15 protein-coding genes and 1 pseudogene are annotated in these 22,235 nt (G+C 60.7%); 6 read left to right on the forward strand and 10 right to left on the reverse strand.

What is annotated here, in order from left to right:
• Positions 1-37: 37 nt before the first annotated feature.
• Positions 38-1,036 (forward strand): helix-turn-helix domain-containing protein, encoded by a 999-nt coding sequence (locus PSH86_RS20020; RefSeq protein ID WP_109755626.1) that lies wholly within the window; start codon positions 38-40, stop codon positions 1,034-1,036.
• A 277-nt stretch (positions 1,037-1,313) separates the two neighbouring features.
• On the opposite strand, the gene PSH86_RS20025 is transcribed toward PSH86_RS20020, so the two are convergent.
• Genes PSH86_RS20025 through PSH86_RS20035 form a run of 3 tightly spaced genes read right to left on the reverse strand, consistent with a single transcriptional unit; the run spans position 1,314 to position 7,050 of the window.
• Entirely contained in the window at positions 1,314-2,717 is a 1,404-nt protein-coding gene (locus tag PSH86_RS20025; RefSeq protein ID WP_109755628.1) for an efflux transporter outer membrane subunit, read from the reverse strand.
• Entirely contained in the window at positions 2,714-5,854 is a 3,141-nt protein-coding gene (locus tag PSH86_RS20030; RefSeq protein WP_305484505.1) for an efflux RND transporter permease subunit, read from the reverse strand. The genes PSH86_RS20025 and PSH86_RS20030 overlap by 4 nt, the downstream gene beginning before the upstream one ends.
• A gap of 2 nt (positions 5,855-5,856) precedes the next feature.
• Positions 5,857-7,050: an efflux RND transporter periplasmic adaptor subunit gene (locus PSH86_RS20035; protein ID WP_305484506.1), complete on the reverse strand. Its 1,194-nt coding sequence runs from the start codon at positions 7,048-7,050 to the stop codon at positions 5,857-5,859.
• A 112-nt stretch (positions 7,051-7,162) separates the two neighbouring features.
• On the opposite strand from PSH86_RS20035, the gene baeS reads away from it, so the two are divergent.
• Positions 7,163-8,581, forward strand: coding sequence for a sensor histidine kinase efflux regulator BaeS (baeS, locus tag PSH86_RS20040; protein WP_109755631.1), 1,419 nt, complete (start codon positions 7,163-7,165; stop codon positions 8,579-8,581).
• A 3-nt stretch (positions 8,582-8,584) separates the two neighbouring features.
• Positions 8,585-9,268 carry a response regulator gene (locus PSH86_RS20045; RefSeq protein ID WP_305484507.1) on the forward strand — a complete coding sequence of 228 codons (684 nt, stop codon included), beginning with the start codon at positions 8,585-8,587 and terminating at the stop codon, positions 9,266-9,268.
• 131 nt (positions 9,269-9,399) lie between these two features.
• Here PSH86_RS20045 and PSH86_RS20050 read toward each other — a convergent pair whose 3' ends face one another.
• From PSH86_RS20050 to PSH86_RS20060, 3 genes are all read right to left on the reverse strand, one after another.
• Positions 9,400-9,849, reverse strand: a complete 450-nt coding sequence (locus PSH86_RS20050; protein ID WP_109755633.1) for a hypothetical protein — start codon at positions 9,847-9,849, stop codon at positions 9,400-9,402.
• 107 nt (positions 9,850-9,956) lie between these two features.
• Positions 9,957-11,219 carry an ATP-binding protein gene (locus tag PSH86_RS20055; protein WP_305484509.1) on the reverse strand — a complete coding sequence of 421 codons (1,263 nt, stop codon included), beginning with the start codon at positions 11,217-11,219 and terminating at the stop codon, positions 9,957-9,959.
• A complete protein-coding gene (locus PSH86_RS20060) occupies positions 11,216-11,899 on the reverse strand; it encodes a response regulator transcription factor (RefSeq protein WP_109755635.1) in 684 nt (227 codons plus the stop codon). The genes PSH86_RS20055 and PSH86_RS20060 overlap by 4 nt, the downstream gene beginning before the upstream one ends.
• A 225-nt stretch (positions 11,900-12,124) precedes the next feature.
• On the opposite strand from PSH86_RS20060, the gene bamA reads away from it, so the two are divergent.
• The 3 genes from bamA to PSH86_RS20075 all read left to right on the forward strand — a co-directional run bounded on the left by bamA (position 12,125) and on the right by PSH86_RS20075 (position 16,405).
• Positions 12,125-14,491 carry an outer membrane protein assembly factor BamA gene (gene bamA / locus PSH86_RS20065; RefSeq protein ID WP_163857865.1) on the forward strand — a complete coding sequence of 789 codons (2,367 nt, stop codon included), beginning with the start codon at positions 12,125-12,127 and terminating at the stop codon, positions 14,489-14,491.
• A 116-nt stretch (positions 14,492-14,607) separates the two neighbouring features.
• Positions 14,608-15,540 carry a glycosyltransferase family 2 protein gene (locus PSH86_RS20070; RefSeq protein ID WP_305490379.1) on the forward strand — a complete coding sequence of 311 codons (933 nt, stop codon included), beginning with the start codon at positions 14,608-14,610 and terminating at the stop codon, positions 15,538-15,540.
• A gap of 13 nt (positions 15,541-15,553) precedes the next feature.
• Entirely contained in the window at positions 15,554-16,405 is an 852-nt protein-coding gene (locus PSH86_RS20075; protein ID WP_305484511.1) for an SDR family oxidoreductase, read from the forward strand.
• A 161-nt stretch (positions 16,406-16,566) separates the two neighbouring features.
• Here the strand turns inward: PSH86_RS20075 and PSH86_RS20080 are convergent, their stop codons facing one another.
• The 4 genes and pseudogenes from PSH86_RS20080 to PSH86_RS20095 form a co-directional block, all read right to left on the reverse strand.
• On the reverse strand, positions 16,567-18,732 hold the full coding sequence (locus tag PSH86_RS20080) for a glycosyltransferase (RefSeq protein ID WP_305484513.1): 2,166 nt from the start codon (positions 18,730-18,732) through the stop codon (positions 16,567-16,569).
• A complete protein-coding gene (locus PSH86_RS20085) occupies positions 18,725-19,411 on the reverse strand; it encodes a 2OG-Fe(II) oxygenase (protein WP_305484515.1) in 687 nt (228 codons plus the stop codon). The genes PSH86_RS20080 and PSH86_RS20085 overlap by 8 nt, the downstream gene beginning before the upstream one ends.
• Positions 19,405-20,925 (reverse strand): polysaccharide pyruvyl transferase family protein, encoded by a 1,521-nt coding sequence (locus tag PSH86_RS20090; RefSeq protein WP_305490380.1) that lies wholly within the window; start codon positions 20,923-20,925, stop codon positions 19,405-19,407. Before PSH86_RS20090 ends, PSH86_RS20085 begins: the two co-directional genes overlap by 7 nt.
• Positions 20,905-22,128, reverse strand: a pseudogene (locus tag PSH86_RS20095) (ABC transporter ATP-binding protein); the annotation flags it as partial. The gene PSH86_RS20090 and the pseudogene PSH86_RS20095, both read right to left, overlap by 21 nt.
• Between the last annotated feature and the right edge of the window lie 107 nt (positions 22,129-22,235).

Genomic DNA, 22,235 nt, shown 5'->3' on the forward strand with positions numbered 1-22,235 from the left:
CGGTCCGCCAGAAAACAATAAAAAACAGAGGCGAAAAATGAACCATCTAGCCTGCGTGTCCACCGATCAGGTTGTTCGCTCCGATCGCCTGATGAAGTGGAAAGAGTTCATGAGCGATCATCTGGGGCGCACGCCGGACTATATAAAACGGCTGGAATCGACCTTCATTGATCCGTTGCATGACAGCAACTTCCAGGGGCGGCTGGAGTACGGAGACCTGGGCCAATTGCGCTTCTGTCGAATGACTGCCAGCGCCCATCGCTATTCACGCCACCTGAGCAAAGCGGTCGACGCCCTCGACACGCCGCGCATGTTGATCATGCAGGTGGCTGGCGTCAGTCATTTCGATCAGGGCCAACAAAGCAGCGTGCTGGCCCCTGACGAAATGCTCCTGGTCGACTGCGGCAAACCTTTCAACGTGACCAGCACGCAAGGCTGCGAACATTTCATCCTGCTGTTCCAAGGCGCACCCGGGCAACTCGCGCAAACCGGCGACATGCACCTTAACGGTCGCAATGGACTGGGGCGGATGCTGATGCACCTGATCAGCGATGCCTACAACCAATACCCCTTGCTGAACAACCATTCGGCCGGGCTGATCGGCGACAGCATCACCGGGCTGCTGGATAACGCGCTGAAGAACAAACAGGAAGAAAAGCAACTCGAACACGACTTTCGCTTCTTCAAGCAGAACCGTCTCAAGGCGTACATCGAGCGCCACCTGGCTGACCGCGACCTGACCATCGAACGCATCGCCAACGCCGAACAGTGTTCGGTACGCAGCCTGCACCGCGCCTTCCAGGATGAACTGGGGTGCAGTGTCAGCGAATACATCTGGCAGCGGCGCCTGTCGCGTTGTGCCGAAGACCTGCGCAACCGGGAACATGCCCATCGTTCGCTCACCGATATCGCCTACGCCTGGGGCTATGGCAGCAGCTCCCACTTCAGCCGGCATTTCAAATCGACCTTCGGCATGTCCCCTCGACTGTTTCGCGACACCGCGAGCGACAGCCGGGAGAAATCGACAGCGGCTTGAGGCTGTTGCCCATTCAGCCCTGTGGGAACCGAGCCTGCTCGCGATGGCAGTGGGTCAACTTGCAATGCGGTTGAATGGGCCGGTGCTATCGCGAGCAGGCTCGCTCCCACAATTTTTTCCGCGTGGTTCTCAGGTACAGCATCCACCCAAAATCCCCTGTGGGAGCAAGCTTGCTCGCGATGGCAGTGGATCAGCTTGCAATGCTGTTGAATGGGCCGGCGCTATCGCGAGCCGGCTCGCTCCCACAGGTCCGGGTCATTGGCTTTACGCCCCCGCCCTACCCTTGATTCCAGCCTCCGCCCATCACCTTGTACAACGTCACGCGGTTGCTCTGCTCGGTCAGGCGCAAGGTGATCAGGTCCTGTTGCGCACTGTACAGGGAGCGCTGGGCATCCAGCGCTTCGAGATAGCTTTGCGAACCGCCGCGGTATAAGGCGTCGGAGAGCTCGAAGCTCTTGCGGCTGGCGTCGGTCAATGCCTGCTGGGCCTCGATGCGACGATCCAACGTGCTGCGCTCCGCCAGGGCATCGGCCACTTCCTTGAAGGCGTTCTGCAGTGTTTGCTGGTAGGTCTGCACCTGGATCTCGCGCTCGGTCTTGGCCGAGTCCAGTGTCGCGCGGTTACTGCCGGCATCGAAGATCGGCAGGCTGATGCTCGGGGCAAACGTCCAGGCACCACTGCCGGACTTGAACAGACCGGACAAGGCCGAGCTTGAGGAACCGGCATTGGCCGTCAGGCTGATGCTGGGGAAGAACGCCGCACGGGCCGCGCCGATGTCGATATTGGCGGATTTGAGCGAGTGCTCGGCGGCCAGCACATCCGGGCGGCGTTGCAACAGACTGGAGGGCAGTTCTGCCGGCACCTGCACCAGCGCCGCGGCCGACTCCAGGTTCGCGCCCGGCAGCAGCTCTTCGGGAATGTCGCTGCCTACCAGCAGGCGCAGGGCGTTGCGATCCTGCAGGATCTGGCTTTCATACGCCGCCGCGTCGACCCGGGCCGACTCCACGGTGGTTTGCGCCTGGGCCACGGACAGACCGGAGGAGCCGCCCAGGGCGTGGCTGCGCTGGGTCAGTTCGTAGGTCGCCTGCTGACTGCGCAAGGTCTCCTGGGCCAGGTGCAGACGCTCGTTGTCGGCCGCCAGGGTCAGCCAGGCGGTCGCCACCTCGGCCACCAGGCTGATCTGCGTGCTGCGCCGGGTTTCGGTCAAGGCCAGGTAGTCTTCCAGCGCTTCGTCCTGAAGGTTCTGCACCCGGCCGAACAGGTCGACTTCATAACTGCTCAACCCCAGTTGCGCACTGTAGTCATGGGTGGTGGCCGCCGAGCCCGTGTTGGACAACGAACCGGGCGTGCGACTGTGGGTACCACTGACGCTGGCATCGATCGAAGGCAGCGACTCGGCTCGCTGGATGCGGTATTGCGCCTGGGCCTTTTCAACGTTCAGGACGGCCAGGCGCAGGTCGCGGTTATTGCTCAGCGCCAGGGCCTGCAAGCGCGCCAGGCGACTGTCGGTGAAGAAGTGCTGCCACTCGATGTCGGCACTCACCTCCCCCTTGGGCGTACTGGTGGTTGGCAACCACTGCTCGGAGACCGGTGCCTCTGGGCGTTCATACTGCGGCGCCAGGTTCATGCAGCCACCGAGCAGCGTGAGAATGGCCAGCAAGGGCCAGCGGAACTTGATCATGCGTCACCTGATTGAGCGGATGGAACAGAGGTCGAAACCGGGGAAACGCGCTCGAAACGCCGACGGATCTGCACGAAGAACAGAGGTACGAAAAAGATCCCCAGCACCGTGGCGCAAAACATCCCTCCCAGCACACCGGTCCCAATGGCCTGGCGCCCGGCGGAACCGGCACCGGTACTCAGGGCCAGGGGCAAGACGCCGAACATGAACGCCAGGGACGTCATGAGAATGGGCCGCAAGCGTTGCCGCACGGCAATCAGCGTCGCCTCGCGCAAGCTGTTGCCCTGTTCTTGCAGGTGCTTGGCGAATTCCACGATCAGAATCGCGTTCTTGGCCGCCAACCCCACGGTGGTCAACAGCCCGACCTGAAAGTACACGTCGTTGCTCAAGCCACTGAAACGGGTCGCCAGCACCGCCCCCACCACTCCCAGCGGTACCACCAGCAACACCGAGAAAGGCACCGACCAACTCTCGTAGAGCGCGGCCAGGCAGAGGAATACGAACAGCACCGAGATCCCGTACAGCAACGGCGCTTGCGAACCGGATAGACGCAATTGATAGGACTGCCCGGTCCATTCGTAACCGATGCCTTCGGGCAACTGTTTGACGATGGCTTCCACCGCATCCATGGCGTCCCCGGAACTGACCCCGGGCGCCGGGTCGCCAACCACCTCCAGCGAAGCGTTGCCGTTATAGCGCTCCAGCAACGGCGAGCCATAGCTCCACGAACTGCTGGCAAACGAGGAAAACGGCACCATCTCGTCATTGCTGTTGCGCACGAACCAGTGCTCCAGGTCGGCCGCCTGCATCCGCGACGAGGCCTCACCCTGGACGTAGACTTTCTTCACCCGGCCCTGGTTGAGGAAGTCATTGACGTAGGTGCCGCCCAGCGCCGTGGACAAAGTGGTGTTGATGTCGCTGGTGCTCAGGCCCAAGGCGCCGGCCTTGCGATCATCGATACTGACCTTGAGCTGCGGTGCGTCGTCCAGGCCATTGCTGCGTACCCCCAGCAGGCGCGGGTCTTTGTTGGCCAGATCGATGAGTTTCTCCCGCGCCGCCACCAGCGCATCATGTCCCAGGCCACCGAGGTCCTTGAGTTGCAGATCGAAGCCGGACGTCTGCCCCAGGCCCCGTATGGCCGGTGGCTGCATGACGAACACATTGGCATCGGCGATGCTCGACAGTGCCAGGGTCGCCCGTTGGGCGATGGCGGCCGCATCCTGCCCCGCCCCCGTGCGTTCACTCCAGTCCTTGAGCCGGATAAAGGCGCGGGCCGCGTTCTGGCTGTTGCCGTTCATGCCCAGACCGGAAATGCTGATCAGCGCCTCGACTTCCGGTTGCTCGAGAAGGTAGCTTTCGAACTGCTCGACGACCGCCTGGGTGCGACTGTCCGTAGCCCCCACCGGTAACTGCACCTGGGCCATGAGGATGCCCTGGTCTTCATCGGGCAGAAACGAGGTCGGCAGGCTGGCATACCCCAGCGCCATTGCCAGCACCAACAGTCCATACACCAGCCAACTGCGGCGCCCACGTTGCAAAATAGCGCCTACCTGGCCTTTATAGGCCTCGGCACCACGTTCGAAGGTACGGTTGAACCAGCCGAAGAAACCGCCCTGGGCACCATGACCGTCGGACGGCTTGAGCAGCGTCGCGCACAAGGCCGGCGTCAGCGTCATGGCCACCAACACCGAAAGCACCATGGCCGAGACGATCGTGACCGAAAATTGCCGGTAGATGATGCCCGTGGAACCGCCAAAAAACGCCATGGGAATAAACACCGCACTCAGGACCAAGGCGATGCCCACCAGGGCGCTGGTGATTTCATCCATCGACTGGCGCGTGGCGTCCAGGGCCGACAACCGTCGCTCGCCCATTACCCGCTCGACGTTTTCCACCACCACGATCGCATCGTCCACCAGCAGGCCGATGGCCAGGACCATGGCGAACATGGTCAGGGTATTGATCGAATAGCCGAACAGCGCCAGTACGCCGAACGTGCCCAGCAGCACCACCGGTACGGTGATCGCCGGGATCAGCGTGGCCCGCAGGTTCTGCAGGAAAAGGAACATGATCAGCACCACCAGGACAATGGCCTCGCCCAGTGACTTGACCACTTCTTCGATGGACAGGCTGACAAAGGGCGTGGTGTCGTAGGCAATCACGTTCTTGAGTTGCATCTGCGCCGGATAGAACGGCTCCAGTTCCTTGAGCTTGGCCTTCACCGCTTCCCCCACGCTCAGGGCGTTGGCCCCGGCGGCGAGCTGGACGCCCATGGCGGCAGCAGGCTTGCCGTTGAGGGCAGAGCTGACGTCGTAGCTTTCACTGCCCAACTCGACCCGCGCCACATCCCCAAGCAGCACCACGGCCCCGTCGCTGGAGGACTTGACCACCACATTGCGAAACTCTTCGACGGTTTGCAGCTTGCTGCGGGCGCTGATCGTGGCATTCAACTGCTGCCCCTTCACCGCCGGCATGGCCCCCAGTTGACCGACGGAAACCTCGGTGTTCTGCGCCTCCAGGGCACTGCTGATATCCGAGGGCATCAGCGCATATTTTTCCAGCAAGGCCGGGTCCAGCCAGATACGCATGGCATAGCCGGAGCCCAATGTCTGCACATCGCCGACACCGTCGAGGCGGCTGATGGAATCGAGCAAGGTGCTGGAAATGTAATCGCCGATCTGGGTACCAGTGACGCTCGGGTTGTCGGACACCAGGGCGGCAATCATCAGGAAATCCGAGCCGCCCTTGGTCACGGTCAGGCCCTCGCTTTGCACCGACTGCGGCAGCCTCGACTCGGCCTGTTGCAGCTTGTTCTGCACTTGCATCTGGGCCACGTCCGGGTTGGTGCCGGCGGTGAAGGTCAGGCTGATACTGGCACTGCCGTCCGAACTGCTGGAGGCCGACATGTAGGTCAGGTTATCCAGGCCCTTCATTTGCTGCTCGATGACCTGGGTCACCGAGTCTTCCACGGTCTTGGCCGAGGCGCCGGTGTAGGTCGCGGAAATGCGCACCGTCGGCGGCGCGATGTCCGGGTACTGTTCCAGGGGCAACTGGCTGATCGACAGCGCGCCGGCAAGCATGATGACGATGGCGATGACCCAGGCGAAAATCGGCCGGTCGATGAAGAAACGTGCCATGTTCAGCCCTCCTGCGCGATGGCGACAGGGGTCGCTTTCTGCGTACGGCTGCGGGTGCCGGCGTTCTGCGCCACCACGGCGTCACCGACCCGGACTTTTTGCCCGCCCTCGACAATCACCTGGTCTCCCGCGTTAAGCCCAGCCGTGACCCACCACTGGTTATCCACGGCGCGATCGATGCTCAGCACGCGCTGCTCGACCTTGCCATTGACCACCACCAGTACCGAAGTCGCGCCGCTGGCGCTGCGGGTCACCGCCTTCTGTGGGATCAGGATGGCCTTGTCATCCCGCGCCTGCTCCAGCACCGCCCGCACATACATGCCCGGCAGCAACAGCCGGTCCGGGTTGGCGATTTGCGCGCGCAAGGTCACTGTGCCGGTGCCCTCGTTGACGCTGACCCCACTGAACTTCAAGCGCCCTTCATGGGCGTAGAGACTGCCGTCATCGAGCTTGAGGCTGATCCGCGTCTCGCCTTCACCGTTGCTTTGCAGCACGCCGCTGGCCAAGTCGCGCTTGAGGCGCAGCAGCTCGGTGGTCGACTGGGTGACGTCTACATACATCGGGTCCAACTGCTGCACCGTGGTCAGTGCGCTGTCCTGGTTGGCGACTACCAGTGCCCCCGGAGTGACCGTCGAGGTTTCGATGCGCCCGCTGACAGGGGAACTGATGCGGGTATACGCCAGGTTGATGCGTGCGGTGTCGACATCGGCCTGGGCCACTTGCAGCTCCGCCTCGGCGGTCAGCAGGCTGGCCTGGGCATCCTCGTTGTCCTGCTGGCTGATGGCATCGATTTTCGCCAGTTGCGCGTCACGCCTGGCCGTGGCCTGGGCCGACTTCAGAGTGGCGCGGGCCTTGGCCAGGCTCGCCTGGGCTTGCGCCAAGGCGGCTTTGTAGGACGCCGCGTCCAATTGATACAGCGCCTGCCCGGCCTTGACCTCTGCCCCTTCGACAAACAGCCGCTGCTGGACAATACCGCCGACCTGCGGGCGTATCTCGGCGACCATGAACGCCTGGGTACGTCCGGCCAACTCAGTGGTCAGCGCCTGGCTTTGCGGTTGCACGGTGATCACCGAGACCTTGGGCGGTTCGGGTGTAGGCGCGGATTCGCCGGAGCAACCGCCCAACATGAACAACACGATCAAGCACACCAGGAAGGCGGCGGTCACCAGGGATTTGGCGAATAATTTGGTCGACATAAATGCCTCTGCAAGACGGATGGTTCAAGCCAGGCGCCATACTGCGAGGCAAATGTGCAGGAAAATTGAAGATTGCCCGCCGCCCTTGAATCTTCGTGGCGCCAGGGCCTAAATGGACGGGCCACTCACCGACCTGCCCGAGCCCATGAAACTGAGCATCTCCACCAAGCTGTTTATTGCCGTACTGGCCAGCGTGCTGTTCGTCATCCTGAGCATGGGCGTGGCCAACGGCTGGAGCTTTGGCAAAGGCTTTCTCGACTACCTCAACGAACAAGCCCTGTTGCGCATGACGCCGGTATTGCCGCGCCTGGCCAGCGCCTATGAGCGCGAAGGCAACTGGGAATTCCTGCGCAACCAGCCCGATCGCTGGTTCGAACTGCTGCGTCCGGAGCCGGGCGAAAACACCACCCACCCAGAACGGCCGCCCATGCCGATGTCCGATCTGACCGGCGCGGTGTTTCGTATCGCCCTGCTGGATCAGCAGAAACAGTTGGTAATGGGCTACTCGGCGATTGCCAACGACGCCTTGATGCGCCCGGTGCAAGTCGCAGGGAAGACTGTCGGCTGGCTGGCGGTGACGCCGTTCCAGAACGTGACCGAAGCTGGCGGCGAACGCTTTCGTCAATACCTGGTGCGCACCAGCCTGGCGGTGGGCGTACTCTCGTTACTGTTGGCAATGCTGATTGCCTGGTGGATCGCCCGCACCCTGCTTGACCCGGTCAAGCGCGTGGCCGCCGCCACCCACCGGTTGGCCGCCGGTGAATACAGTAACCGAGTGTCGGTGGCGTCCAATGACGAAGTCGGTCAGTTGGCCCGGGATTTCAACCAGTTGGCGTATACGCTGGAACGCAACGAAAAAATGCGTCGGGAATTCATGGCCGATGTGTCCCACGAACTGCGTACCCCGTTGTCGGTGCTGCGCGGTGAACTGGAAGCCATCGAAGACGGCGTACGCACCCTCGACCCGTCCTCGATGAAGTCACTGCAAGGCGAAGTCAGCATGCTCAGTAAACTGGTGGATGATCTCTACGAACTGTCCCTGGCCGATGTCGGCGCGCTGACCTACCGCAAGAGCGAATGCGATCTCAACGAGCTGTTGGAAAGTTGCGTGGCGATGTTCCAGGAGCGTTGCAATGCCCGACACCTGAGCCTGGAGCTGGAACTGCCAGCCCCGTCGCTACGCTTGGAGGCCGACCCCAAGCGCTTGCAGCAGCTGTTCAGCAACCTGTTGGAAAATGCCGTGCGTTATACCGACGAGGGCGGTGTGCTGCGTATTCGAGCCGCCGACGAGGGCGACACCGTGCGCGTCGACTTCCTGGACTCCGGTCCCGGGGTCGATGCCACCCAGTTATCACGGTTGTTCGAGCGTTTTTACCGCGGCGAAACCTCACGCAATCGCGCCAGTGGTGGCGCTGGCCTGGGGCTGGCCATCTGTCACAGCATCGCCCTGGCCCATGGCGGCAGCCTCAGCGCCGATCACTCGCCGCTGGGCGGCCTTTGGCTGACCCTGCGCCTGCCACGGAGCGCCTGAAGCATGGTCAATGACAGCCCGATCCTCATCGTCGAAGACGAACCCAAGCTGGCCGCACTGATGCGTGATTACCTGGTCGCCGCCGACTATGCGGTTCAATGCCTGGACAACGGGCTACAGGTGGTGCCGGCAGTCCGGGCCCACGAACCGCGGCTGATTCTGCTCGACCTGATGCTGCCAGGGCGCGACGGCCTGCAAGTGTGCCAGGAGCTACGCAGCTTCAGTGCCGTGCCGATCATCATGATCACCGCCCGCGTGGAGGAAGTGGATCGCCTGCTCGGGCTGGACCTGGGGGCCGACGACTACATCTGCAAACCCTTCAGCCCTCGGGAAGTGGTGGCCAGGGTCAAGGCGATCCTGCGCCGCAGCCCGCAACTGGTGGTCAACCAACCCGCGCGCCTGCTGATTGACGAAGACCGCTACCAAGCGTCACTCGATGGCATCGCCCTGGACCTGACGCCCTTGGAACTGCGCCTGCTCAGCACGCTGGCACAGTCCCCGGGGCGGGTGTTTTCCCGGGATCAGTTGCTCGACAGGATCTATTCCGATCACCGGGTGGTCACTGATCGCACCGTCGACAGCCATATCCGCAATCTGCGGCGCAAGCTCGAACAGGCCTGCCCGGCGGAAAACCCCATCGAATCGTTGTATGGCGTGGGTTATCGGTTTCAGCTTGCCGACGTCTGAAGCCTGCCAAAGCAGGCTGCCTTGACGAGCGCCCTTGCGTCGTGTGCGGATGCTGTGAACACCCACAATCCTCTGTGGGAGCGAGCCTGCTCGCGATAGCGGAGGGTCAGCGGCACAGATGCTGAGGGTCTCTATTGATCCGCCGAATAGATAATGGTTTGCGCACTGCCCCCCGCAGCAGGCCGACGAGTGAAGTAGGTGTCGCCTTCGTCTGTCTGGATCTCGTAGTCGGCCTTGCTGGTCACACGACTCGATGCATCGGTGTGCTTGATGATTTTCAGCACCCGTTGGAACTTCACGCCTTGAGTACCGTTCTGGGCGGGGCCGGTGAGCACATTGACCTTCTGGAACCAGCCTTGCTGTTTTTTGTTCGACACCAGCGTGCCGGTCAACGCTTCAAAACGTTCAAGACGGGTAAACCCCCAGAGTGTCTGTTCCTCGACCACTTTGCCCGGCGTGGCGGAGCCAGTGAAGACAAACAGATTGAGGCCCGGATTGTCTTCGCAGAAGAAGTCGTAGGGCACCAGACCGTCGACCATTTTCTTGCCGGGGACGAAGCCCTTCTTATGAACCAGAAACATGACCACCTCCACGCTGAAACGTCAGCAAACGCTGCTTGAGTTTGAACGCAAAGTCTACTGAGGCGGGGCGTACAGAGCCGTCAAGCCAATGTAATATCGTGTAAAGATCATGCCCAACGGGGCAAGCTGATTTCCACGGTCAACCCGCCGGACGGCTCATTGCGCGCGTGGATGGTGCCGCCGTATATCTCCACGGCCCGCGAGGCAATGGCCAGGCCCAGGCCAAAGCCGGCACTGGCTTCGTTCAAGCCACGCTCGAACGGATTGAAGATGCTCTGTAGCCGCGAGTGTTCAACCCCCGGGCCCTGATCGCTGATCTGCACCGTCAGGCCGTCTACGCCGCCATTGACCTGGGCCACGACCATCACCGTGGTGTTTGGCCGGGTATGGCGCACCGCGTTTCGAATGACGTTCTCGAAACACCGATACAACAGCTCGCCGCTGACCCGACTGACAAACCCCGGGCACGCCTGCAGACTGACCTGGCACCCTTTCATCTGCGCTTCGAATCGAGCGTCCTCGACGATTAGCGACAGCAACTCGACGATATCGACTGGCTCGCGCTCGATACTCTCTGGTCGGCCCTGCAGACGCGCCAGGGTCAACAAGGCCTCGATCAGCGTGTCCATGCGCACCGACTCACGGTCGATGCGCTCCACCATTTCCTGGCGAGCCGGATCTTGCCGCAGCAGCCCGATGGCCGCCTGCATGCGGGTCAACGGTGAGCGCAGTTCGTGGGAAATGTCGTGCAACAAGTGTTGTTGGGCTTCTACCAACAGCTTCAACTGGTTGGCCATTCGGTCGCAGTCTTCGGCCAGATCGACGATTTCATCACGTCGCGCGCCCATGATCGGCTTGACCCGGGTTTCGAAGCGTCCTTGGGCCACGTCACTCATGGCGCGCCGAAGATAGGCCAGCGGCCATGCCAGGTAGAACGCCATGAAACCGCTGAACAGCGCGCTCATGACCGTGCCGATGATCAACGGCGTCCAGGGGCTTGGCCCTTTGTCGCGCTCTTGAGCCAGGGGATGGGTCGACTTGAGCAACAGTGCGGCGCCGTCCTTGCCGATGACCGATCGCGTGTAAGCCGGTTGCGCAACCGGTGCCCCGGCCAGCAATTGACCGGTACTGTCATACACGCCAACGGCCTGGTCAGCAGGGTGCTCCCAAACCGCCAGCAGTTGCCGGCCCGACTCCACGCCAAACTGGCGCAGGAGCTGTCCTTCAGCGGCCAGGATGGTTTCCAGATGAGGATCCCCTGGCCTGGAACTGCCCATCATCAGCAGGCCCAACCCGACCAGGAAGGTCAGGCTGGTGGCGAGCCAGAACGCCAGGAACAGTTTCCAGAACAGTCGGCTGGGCTTCATCATTCGGCAATCAACAGGTAACCGAGGCCACGCACGCTCTGGATCCAGGCCTTGGCGTCGGGACGCGGCCCCAACTTGTGGCGAATGCTGCTGATGTGCACATCGATGCGTCGGTCATAACGCGTCAAGGGACAGCCCAAGGCATTGAGCGACAGATTCTGTTTACTCACCACTTGCCCGGCACAGCGGGCCAGCTCCTCGAGCAAACTGAACTCGGTACTGGTCACCCCCAGCTCGCGCCCTTGCCAGAGCGCCTGGCGCTTGCCGGGCCACAGGACCAACGGCCCGGTCCTGATCACTTCGCTGGTTGACCGATCCGCCGGCTGCACCCGACGCATGATCGCCCGCAAACGCGCCACCAATTCCCCCGGTGAGCTGGGCTTGGGTACATAGTCATCGGCCCCCAGTTCCAGGCCGGTGATCTTGTCGATGTTGTCGCCACGGGCCGTCAGCAACACCACCGGCACCTGGCTCACGGCCCGAATGCGCCTGAGCACCTCGATACCCGACAGCCGCGGCAGCATCACGTCCAGCACCACGATGCTGTAGCGACCGGACAGCGCTTGAACCTCGCCCTCTTCCCCCGTATGCACCGCAGTCGCCTCGAAGCCTTCGCGCTCCAGGTATTGGCTGAGCATTCCCGTCAGTTCCTGGTCATCGTCGACTAGCAATACAGAGATCATGGGCCGCTCTTGAGTAGGTGTCGGCCCATTATCGCCCGTGTGCCACGCATCGTCATCGCCGCGGGCAAACCTTTACCTAACTTGACATTGGGTTAACCGCACCAAACGCGGCGAACTTTTATGCTTGCTCGCCACCAGCCCGCTCGCTCCCGCGGTGACTCGTCTTGCGGTGAGATATCCGCCTCCACCTACACCACTTGTCGATGTGTCCTGGATAAGATCTTGATGAATTTTTCGCGCCTGCTCTGCTCGGCTGCACTGCTGCTCAATGTCACACTGGCTCACGCCCAAGGGTTCAAGATTTCCGATATTCGCATCAACGGCCTCCAGCGCGTTTCCGCAGGCAGTGTGTTCGGGGCCTTGCCGTTGAACGTCGGTGATAACGCCGATGAGCGGCGCCTGGTGGAGTCCACGCGCGCGCTGTTCAAGACCGGCTTTTTCCAGGATATCCAACTGGGACACGACGGTGACGTATTGATCATCACCGTTGTCGAGCGACCGTCCATCGCCAGTATCGAGATCGAAGGCAACAAGGCGATCTCCACTGAAGACCTGATGAAGGGCCTCAAGCAGTCCGGCCTGGCCGAAGGCGAGATCTTCCAGCGCGCCACCCTCGAAGGTGTGCGTAACGAGCTGCAACGCCAGTACGTTGCCCAGGGCCGCTACTCGGCCACTGTCGACACCGAAGTGGTGCCGCAGCCGCGCAACCGCGTCGGCCTGAAGGTCAACATCAACGAAGGCACCGTGGCGGCCATCCAGCACATCAACGTGGTGGGCAACACGGTTTTCCCGGATGAAGACCTGATCGACCTGTTCGAACTCAAGACCACCAACTGGCTGTCGTTCTTCAAGAACGACGACAAGTACGCCCGTGAAAAGCTCTCCGGTGACTTGGAGCGCCTGCGTTCCTACTACCTGGACCGTGGCTACATCAACATGGACATCGCTTCGACCCAGGTGTCCATCACCCCGGACAAGAAGCACGTCTACATCACCGTCAACGTCAACGAAGGCGAGAAATACACCGTTCGTGACGTCAAACTCAGCGGTGACCTGAAGGTCCCCGAAGACCAGGTCAAGTCGCTGTTGCTGGTGCAGAAGGGCCAGGTGTTCTCGCGCAAGCTGATGACCACCACGTCCGAGCTGATCACCCGCCGCCTGGGTAACGAGGGCTACACCTTCGCCAACGTCAACGGCGTGCCACAGCCCCACGATGAAGACCATACCGTCGACATCACCTTCGCCGTGGACCCGGGCAAGCGTGCCTACGTCAACCGCATCAACTTCCGTGGCAACACCAAGTCCGAGGACGAAGTGCTGCGCCGTGAAATGCGCCAGATGGAAGGTGGCTGGGCTTCGACCTACCTGATCGACCAGTCCAAGACCCGCCTCGAGCGCCTGGGCTTCTTCAAGGAAGTCAACGTCGAGACCCCGGCCGTACCGGGCGTCGATGACCAGGTCGACGTGAACTACAGCGTCGAGGAGCAGGCTTCCGGCTCGATCAGCGCCAGTGTCGGCTTCTCGCAAAGTGCCGGCCTGATCCTCGGTGGCTCGATCACCCAGAACAATTTTCTCGGCACCGGCAACTACGCCAGCCTGGGCTTGACCCGCTCCTCCTACCAAAGCAAGTACAACATCGGTTTTACCGACCCCTACTTCACGCCGGACGGAGTGAGCCTGGGCTACAACGTGTTCTACAACGCCACCGACTACAACGAATACTACGATGACGACTATTCGTACTATTCCATCAATAGCTACGGCGCCGGCACCACCCTCGGCTATCCGATCAATGAAACCTCACGGCTGAATTTCGGCTTGACGGTGCAACATGACAGCATCGAACCAGGCACCTACAGCGCCGATGAGATCTACGACTTCATCGAGCGTGAAGGCAAGGACTTCACCAACTTCAAGGCCAACCTCGGCTGGTCGGAGTCGACGCTGAACAAAGGCGTGCTGGCCACCCGCGGACATTCGCAAAACCTGAACCTGATGGTGACCGTGCCCGGCAGCGACCTGAGCTTCTACAAGATCGACTACACCGGGCAGGCCTTCCTGCCGGTCAGCGACGCTACTTCGCTGCGCTTGCACACCAAACTCGGCTACGGCAACAGCTACGGCTCGACAGACGGCCTGCCGTTCTATGAAAACTACACCGCCGGTGGCGAAGGCTCGGTGCGCGGCTTTGAGAGCGGCACCCTCGGCCCGCGCAACACTCCGGCCACCGGCACCTATGCCAGCGCCGGCCAAGCGTACTACTCCGACCGTGACACCGAGTCGCTGGGCGGCAACATACTCATCACCGGCGGCGTGGAATACCTGTTCCCGCTGCCTTTTATCAAAGACAACAAATCCCTGCGCACCTCAGTGTTCTGGGACGTCGGCAGCGTCTACTCCGACAAGTGCTACCTGAGCACCACCCAGGGATGCGACGGGCTCGACCTCAGCCAGATGGCCAGTTCGGTAGGCGTCGGGGTGACCTGGTATAGCCCGCTGGGTCCATTGAGTGCCAACGTGGCCTTTCCGGTCCGAACCCCGGATAACGCCGATACGCAGGTGTTTCAATTTTCCTTGGGGCAGACATTCTGACCATGCTGGTCGGAACTGGTCGAAGGCCGTGGACCTGCTATCTTGAATACCAACCTGAGTAGTTGCGATCCCATGCGTATCCAGGTTTGAGCAATGGAGTGATTAAGTTGGAAGCAATGGAACTGCCCGCTATTGATGAATGGAGCACATCATCTCTACGTGGCGAGTGTGATGTGATCATTGTCAATTACAACGCTGGTGAGCTTTTGGTGGCGTGTGTAGGGTCGGTGTTTACCGCCGGCGCTTCCCGGGTGATCGTGGTGGATAACGACTCTCACGACGATAGCCTGATGCTGTTGGAACGAACCCACGCTGCCGGCGACTCACTTCAAATCGTACGCAACACCGCCAACCTCGGCTTCGCCGTGGCGTGCAACCAAGGCGCCCGCCTGTCAACGGCCGCCAATTTATTTTTCTTGAACCCGGACAGCGTGCTGGCCGTCGATGCCATGGACCGCTTGCTGCTGGCGCTACGCAGTTCACCAGAGATCGGCATGGTTGGAGGGTTCCTGTGCAATCCGGACGGTAGCGAGCAAGCCGGGGGACGCCGGGTGTTTCCGACGCCCAGACGCGCCTTCATGCGGGCTTTCGGACTTTCACGGCTCTCAGTATTTTTTCCATCGGTGTTTTCCGACTTTTTATTGCACAAGGAACCGCTCCCCTGCGCCCCCATTGTCGTTGAAGCCATCTCCGGGGCTTGCACGCTGGTCAAGCGCGAAGCGATCGAGAGCGTCGGGTTGTGGGACGAAGACTATTTCCTTCATTGCGAGGACCTGGACTGGTGCATGCGCTTCCATCAGGCCGGCTGGAGCGTTCTGTTCGTGCCGGATGCCCAGGTGACGCATGTATTCGGTGGCTGCAGCCGTCATCGTCCCTATTTCGTCGAATGGCACAAACACTTGGGGATCCTGCGTTTCTATCGCAAGTTTTTCCGCCGCAAATACCCTGCAGCCCTATGGGTCAGCGTGGTGATCGCGGTCTGGTTTCGGTTCAGTCTGATGATCCTTCGCCACGCAACTACCCGGCTTAAAAATGCATGGAACCCTTGATAAGAGACCTCAGTTGCGAATAGGAATATTGGGCGGCTCCAGCCTCCTGGGCGAGCGCACCCTGCCATTGCTGGCACAAACCGGTCACCCAACGAGTGCCTTCACTCGAAGTCTGCCCAAGGTGTCCTGCCCCGATGTGACGTGGAGAAACGCTGACAACTGGCACGGACTGACGCTGGATACCTTCCTGTCATTTGCCCCCATCTGGGTATTACCCGATTATCTGGAGCGCCTTGCCAGCGCCCACGTCAAACGCGTTGTCGCGCTGTCCTCCACAAGCCGCTTTGCCAAACAAGCATCGCCCGACGCCCGGGAAAGGGCGTTGGCGCAACGCTTGGTACGCGCAGAAGAACAGCTCGAGCAGTGGGCGATCGAACGGCAAATCGAATGGGTGATCCTGCGACCGACCATGATCTATGGCTTTGGCCGCGACAAGAACATCTCGCAAATTGCCCGTTTCATCCAACGCTTCGGTTTTTTTCCGCTCATCGACGGCGCAACCGGACTGCGCCAGCCGGTGCATGCTGACGACGTGATCCAGGCGTGCCTGTCGGCCCTGAGTACGCCTGGCCTGCCCAGTGGCGGCTATAACCTCTCAGGAGGGGAAGTGTTGCCTTATCACACCATGGTGAGACGAATATTCCAGGCCCTGGGATGCCCCGAACGAACACTGCCCCTCCCCGCCAAGGCGTTAACCCAGGTCGTTTCGATCATGCGCTGCCTGCCACGCTACCGACATCTTTCTGGCGCGTTGGTGGCGCGCATGAACCAGGACCTGGTATTCGACCATTCCGACGCCAGTGACCGGCTTGGCTTTGCGCCCAGGGCGTTTCACCTGATGGGCGAAGACTTGCCCGGGCGCTGAAATAGCCTCAGGCGAATTTTGGGTCTACTGAAGATTGAGTGTGGGAGCTTGCTCGCGATAGCGGTGGTTCAGTTTGCGGTGATGTTGCCTGTGCCGACGTCATCGCGAGCAAGCTCGCTCCCACTCATGTCGACTGTAAACAGCCTCACGACCAACGCGACCTAGCCCTTCTCCTGCGTCTCGATACCAGGCTCGGCGCGATGAACATGGGCTTGCCAAGCCCCCCATTTGCTTTCGAAGTACGCCTGGTTCTTGTCCCAGAGGGCCTGGTACTCACCGCTGGCGATCAGCTTCCTGAACGATGCCTGCCCGTAGTGATGGATAAACGCATCTTCGGCACAGACAGTCCGGTAACCGGCCGCCTGCACGCGACGGCTGTAGTCGTCGTCTTCGAACATCCCGATACCGAATGCTTCATCCAGATACCCCACCTCTTCGAGGATCCCACGGCGGAAGGCGATGCAAAACATGGCGAGCATCGAGATATCGAACGACCGTCCCTTGTGGGCTTCGGTGTAGCGGTCTGCAAAATCTTGCATCTGTTGAATGTCGGTGTAGGGAACTTCGACTTTCGCTTCGTTTCCTACCGCATTCGTGACCGGTCCGACCAAGCCGACACTCGGGTCCCTCAAATGCCTGACCAGCGGTTCCAGCCAGCCGTCAGGCACTACCGTGTCGTTATTGAGCAACAGCAGGATGTCACCGTCGGCTTCTCGCAAGCCCTGATTATTGGCCGCAGCGAAGCCTCGGTTGTCCGGGTTGAGAATGACCTTCGCGGTCGGTACCTCTTGGCGCAGGCGCTCAAGATAATCACCCGTACCATCCTGCGAACCATTGTCGACGACAATGAGCTGGTAATTGGGCCAGGCGGTATTGCGCAGAATGCTGTTTACACATTGAACGGTCAGATTGAGATTGTTGTACGTCACAAGCACGATGGAGACTTTTTCGTACAGCCCGACGATCGCCAGTTGCATGCTATTGAATCGATCTTTCCAGTCATTGGCCCGGGCCAGTTCTACGCGTCGTTTGTACAGGACCAGGTCGCTCTCGGCCAAGGCATGCTCGATCTGTTCGATGAACTCATCGACCCCGGTTGCGAAGTACAGCAAGTCTTTATAGATGCTCATCTCCGTCAGTGGGGTGGAGATCACCGGCTTGCCTGCACTGATGTACTCGTAGAACTTCACCGGATCGACCGCATGAGTCACGTTGTAGAGCCTGAAGGGAATCAGGCAGGCATCGAAATGCTCCAGGTAAAGCGGCATTTGCGAATAAGGCTTCCTGCCCAGCAACTGCACATTGGGCTTGTGCTCAAGGCCCGCCAGATCGTCGACGAAAATATCCCCCACCAGGATGAAGTTCCACTCTGGCCGCCTGTCCGCCAGCGCCGCCAGTAACGGATAGTCGAGCCATTGCGCCAGGGCGCCGTAGTAACCAATCACCGGGCCGACAAGCCCGCTGAGCACATCATTGGTGAAACAATGCTGCCGGAAAAAGGCGAAATCCACTGCGTTTCGGACCAGTACACAGCGCGGGTTGTGGGCGCTCCACTTCTGGTAAAGCAACGCGGCGGAAACGGTTACCAGATCCGCCTGGGCAATCAGGCTCTGTTCCTCGCTCAGCAGTTGCTCACCGATGTTCGGAAAACCATCCCAGTCATCCATGCAGTCATACTGAATGCGCCAGCCATGCATGGCTCGCAGGCTGCGGGCCACGGGGCTCCAATAGGCGATATGTACCACCGAGAGGGCGGTTCTTATCTGCATATCGGCGACCAGCGCAGTCATGGCGAGCAGCAAAGCCTGATGGTTCTCAGGCGTCACTGTTTTTTCGTAATACGCCTCTTGCACATCACGTTGCAGCGCCACTTCAAAAATGTTGGGCGCCACCGACGTCAATCGATAGGGCTGTCCCTGCTCCGGCACACTGGAGGGGACGATGTAAAACACCCGATAACCATTGTTCGCGAACTGGCTCATCAACTGCTGCGGTCGCTGGAATCGTGCAGCCCACTCAATGTTGGCGAAGCAGAGGATATCCAGGTGCCCTTTGGTGGTGAAATCCGGTTCCACCTCAGGGTTCAGCAACGGCTCCGGTGCGGTCGGGTAGACGATCGCAGCGGCTATCTCGGGAAATTCCTGCGTTGCGCTAAAACCATAACGCATCCACCGAAAAAGCGAACGCAAGGGTCGGGTAAAACGCCACGAACGGGTATTTTGCAGGAAGTCGACTTTTGCCAAGGCGATATCGCGCTCATGGATGGCTGCGTCTCTTTGAGCCAGGGCGGCGTCGCGGTCGATCAAGGTGCTGTCGAGCTTAAGCACGTGGGTATCCATGCAGTGGCGTGTGGTCGCCCGGCGGCCACATGGAACTCTGGGAGCCCGGTCGGTAGAACGTTGCCGTCAGGCTGCGGCGCGAAGAATGGCAGCCGCTCACCACCGGGGTGACGGCATGCCAGGAATGATCCGAGCGCACCAGGATCGCCGAGTTGCCCACCAGGGGCTCGATCTCGGCCGCCACGGCGTTGGGGTCATTGCTGTGCAGGATATTCAGGCACCCGCCGTCATTGCGGTCCCAGGACTCATTGAAATACAGGATATGGGTGACCAGTTTATCGGGCAGGTCCGGATGGGCCCCCAGGCTGGCGCCGGGACCGTAATGAAAGACGTTGACCTCCATCGGTACGGCCCGCAGGTCGATCCCGGTCAGCTCCGACATGGCCTCTCGATAGCCCGCCGAGCCAAGATCCCGGGCCAGCCTCAACCACGCCTCGCTCAGTTCTTCAGGGAAAGCGATGGTGTTGGAGCCCATGCCCACCAAGGCACGGGCCTCATAGTCATAGTTCTTCTCACCACCATAACCACTCACCGTCTTGAAGTGGTCATGAGGAAAGGAGGCCGCCAACGCGGCGGCGTTCTCGACCGAATACAGGCTGCCGATTTCAGCCCATGAGAACGGGTGAGCCCTTAGAGCCGCTGGCGTGAGACGAGAGAGATCTAGCATTGTCTGTTCTTGTTCGCTGTCAGGTTTCTGATACCACGGGCAATGGAGCGCAGTGGTGCGGTCATTCGGAAGGAATTGGAGTTCTGCAACTCAAGCATCCTGGCGTCACTGAGCGCCAGTTGCTGACTGAGCTGAACGATCTGTTGCTGCTGGGCAAGCGCTTGTACTGCCGGGTCGTGCAGCGGCTCGATGAGCTCAGGCTCGGGCACGACAGGGCTTGCCGGACATTCAGCCGGCAAGGGGTCGCGGCCCTCGGCGGCGGCTTCGAGCAGGTTGGGCAGATGCTGTAGAAAGGCCCCCAACACCGGCTGGGCAGACGTTTTACCCTGGCGAATGATCGCCGCGACCCGATCCCAATGCTCGACCAACCGATCCGCCGCCGCACGCGCCGCGGGCGATGGGTGGGTCTTGCCGACACGGGCGATAAACCATTGCGGATCGACCGTGGCCACGTCCGGCAACGCGTGGAGTGAGTCGAACTTCGCCAGTGCCGTGTACTTGCCCGTCGTCAGATCCGCCGAGCAAAACACCGGGACACCAAACGCCAGGGCGGTGATTGCCAGGTGGTAGCTGTGGCCGATCACCGCTTGGGCCTGGCTGATAATTTCCGCCATCAGCAACGGTTCCGGCCAGAACGACAAGGTGATGGCCTGGGGCAGGCGCGCCGCAATGGCCGACGGATCGTCCCCCAGGACGGGGCCAATCGGCACCACCAAAAACTGATAGCCCTGGAACGCCTCGGCGTGGTCTTCGAACAGTTTTACAAAGGACTCCACCACGTGAATGGCATGGATCACGATGTAGGGCCCGATCAACCCGGCGCGCTCGCGCAGGCGAATGAACTCGGCGCAGGGCTGCTGCTCGTCGATCAGGTGGGGCAAGCCAAATGCGGTATCGGGCAACACTTCGATCTCGGCCTGTTGGGTGAGCGCGCCGAGAGTATCGCGTGACAGTGCATCGCGTACTCCCACGTACTGGCTTTGCTCAAGAGCCATCGTCAATAACGGCCTGGCCCAGTCGGGGATACTGTTGCAATGCATCCCGGGGGCATTCCACATGACCGGGACCCCGTGCTGCTGCGCGATGAGCGCAGGGGTCAGCCAATAACCGGTAGGGTGATGGATACTGGCGGTCGTCGGACCATAGCCGTGGGCAACGACTTTATCGAAGCGGATCAGGAAGCCACCGCCGATCAAAACACCATCCAGGCTGGACGCCACATGAGGCAGCTCGGTCAGCGACGTCACCGCATAGGGCCATTGCGGTGTTTTTTTGGCGTGATAGGAAAATCGATGCAGGTTGACTGAACCCAAGCGCCGGGCCAACTCCGCCTCGGCAATGAGCGGAAACAGCAGATCGCCGTAGTTTTCTACGTCAAAGGTACCGAATATAGCGACCTGCCAAGTGCGCTCGTCCAACTGTTCCGTCAAAACCTTCTCTCCTTGGGTCCCACAGGCCTTGGCAAGCGACTCGGCTGGACGAGGGTCGATCCTCTGCAACCCCAGGTCGACCATGCCCAGGAAACGCTTGTGGTTCGGCAGCATGTCGAACGCCAATGGCGCGACCTGCTTCTCGATCAGTTGTGAGGTGTCTTCCGTCGCACCGTGCAACAGTTTGAGCGTGACATGATAGCGGCCCTCGGCGAGGTTGGCCGGGAAGCGCACTGTAATCGCCGTACGCCGCCAACCGTTTTCGACGGGCCCCGGTTGCAGTGCGAAGTTACCGCCACCAATCACCAGCAGCCTGGCTTCCTGAATGGTGAAGCTGATGTTGGGTTGAGTGATCGACTCATGCAGCATGGCCTCGACGCGAATCTCGATGTCGTCGCCATACAGGTAACTGGAGCAAAGCTGCTGGGTGTTGGTAAAGCAGGCGGCACTGATATGCCCCTCTTCGGTCCCAAAGGCCATCCCCTCCTGCTCGCCCATGAATGGCTTGCGCGTTACCGGCATGACCCCGCCACTGGCCCAGCGACGTTGCTCGTCACGCATGTCGAGCAAGTGCAGTTCGGCCATTTCGTCGGGTGAGCCACTGGCAACGACCCGGCCCGCGCGCAAGTAGATGACCCGGTGGCAAAAGCGCTTGACCATGCTCATGTCATGGGAGACGAACAGCAGCGTCGTGCCCTTGGCCGCCAGTTCCTCCAGCCGATTCAGGCATTTGAACTGAAAGGATGCATCGCCGACGGAGAGGGCCTCGTCGACGATCAGGATCTCGGGCTCGACACAGACCGAAACGGCGAAGGCCAGCCGTACCAGCATGCCGCTGGAATAGATTTTGGTGGGCTGGTCGATAAAATCGCCGATATTGGCAAAGGCGACGATGTCATCGAAGCGAGCGTCGATTTCCGAGCGACTCAAGCCCAGCACCGCCGCATTCACATAGACGTTTTCCCGGCCGGTGAATTCCGGATTGAAACCCGACCCCAGCTCCAGCAACGCTGCAATCCGGCCATGCCCCTGGACGCTGCCCCGGGTCGGCATCAACGTTCCGCAGATCAGCTGCAACAGGGTGGATTTGCCACTGCCATTACGGCCGATGATACCGACGGTCTCCCCCCTTGCGATGGTCAGGGAAACATCGTCCAGGGCCCAGAACTCGCGATAGAAACGCTTCCTGCCGCGCACCAGCATCTGCAACAGGCGGTCCTTGGGCGCATCATAAATCTGATAACACTTGCTCAGGTTTTCGGCGCTGATGGCCACTTCAAACGACATCGGTAAAACCCTTCCATGAATCGCGGCCATTATTGCGGCGTTACTGGATCAGTCCTTCGTTGGGCACTGCGGATGAGTTAAGCACAGATGGGATAAAAAACTGCGAA

The organism is Pseudomonas sp. FP2300 (assembly GCF_030687595.1).
GTDB lineage: Bacteria > Pseudomonadota > Gammaproteobacteria > Pseudomonadales > Pseudomonadaceae > Aquipseudomonas > Aquipseudomonas bijieensis.

What these genes read in the sequence shown, in the direction of transcription:
- PSH86_RS20020 (WP_109755626.1), top strand. Translation starts at nt 38, where the DNA reads ATGAACCATCTAGCCTGCGTGTCCACCGATCAGGTTGTTCGCTCCGAT.
- PSH86_RS20025 (WP_109755628.1), bottom strand. Translation starts at nt 2,717, where the DNA reads ATGATCAAGTTCCGCTGGCCCTTGCTGGCCATTCTCACGCTGCTCGGT.
- PSH86_RS20030 (WP_305484505.1), bottom strand. Translation starts at nt 5,854, where the DNA reads ATGGCACGTTTCTTCATCGACCGGCCGATTTTCGCCTGGGTCATCGCC.
- PSH86_RS20035 (WP_305484506.1), bottom strand. Translation starts at nt 7,050, where the DNA reads ATGTCGACCAAATTATTCGCCAAATCCCTGGTGACCGCCGCCTTCCTG.
- baeS (WP_109755631.1), top strand. Translation starts at nt 7,163, where the DNA reads ATGGACGGGCCACTCACCGACCTGCCCGAGCCCATGAAACTGAGCATC.
- PSH86_RS20045 (WP_305484507.1), top strand. Translation starts at nt 8,585, where the DNA reads ATGGTCAATGACAGCCCGATCCTCATCGTCGAAGACGAACCCAAGCTG.
- PSH86_RS20050 (WP_109755633.1), bottom strand. Translation starts at nt 9,849, where the DNA reads ATGTTTCTGGTTCATAAGAAGGGCTTCGTCCCCGGCAAGAAAATGGTC.
- PSH86_RS20055 (WP_305484509.1), bottom strand. Translation starts at nt 11,219, where the DNA reads ATGATGAAGCCCAGCCGACTGTTCTGGAAACTGTTCCTGGCGTTCTGG.
- PSH86_RS20060 (WP_109755635.1), bottom strand. Translation starts at nt 11,899, where the DNA reads ATGATCTCTGTATTGCTAGTCGACGATGACCAGGAACTGACGGGAATG.
- bamA (WP_163857865.1), top strand. Translation starts at nt 12,125, where the DNA reads ATGAATTTTTCGCGCCTGCTCTGCTCGGCTGCACTGCTGCTCAATGTC.
- PSH86_RS20070 (WP_305490379.1), top strand. Translation starts at nt 14,608, where the DNA reads ATGGAACTGCCCGCTATTGATGAATGGAGCACATCATCTCTACGTGGC.
- PSH86_RS20085 (WP_305484515.1), bottom strand. Translation starts at nt 19,411, where the DNA reads ATGCTAGATCTCTCTCGTCTCACGCCAGCGGCTCTAAGGGCTCACCCG.
- PSH86_RS20090 (WP_305490380.1), bottom strand. Translation starts at nt 20,925, where the DNA reads ATGGTCGACCTGGGGTTGCAGAGGATCGACCCTCGTCCAGCCGAGTCG.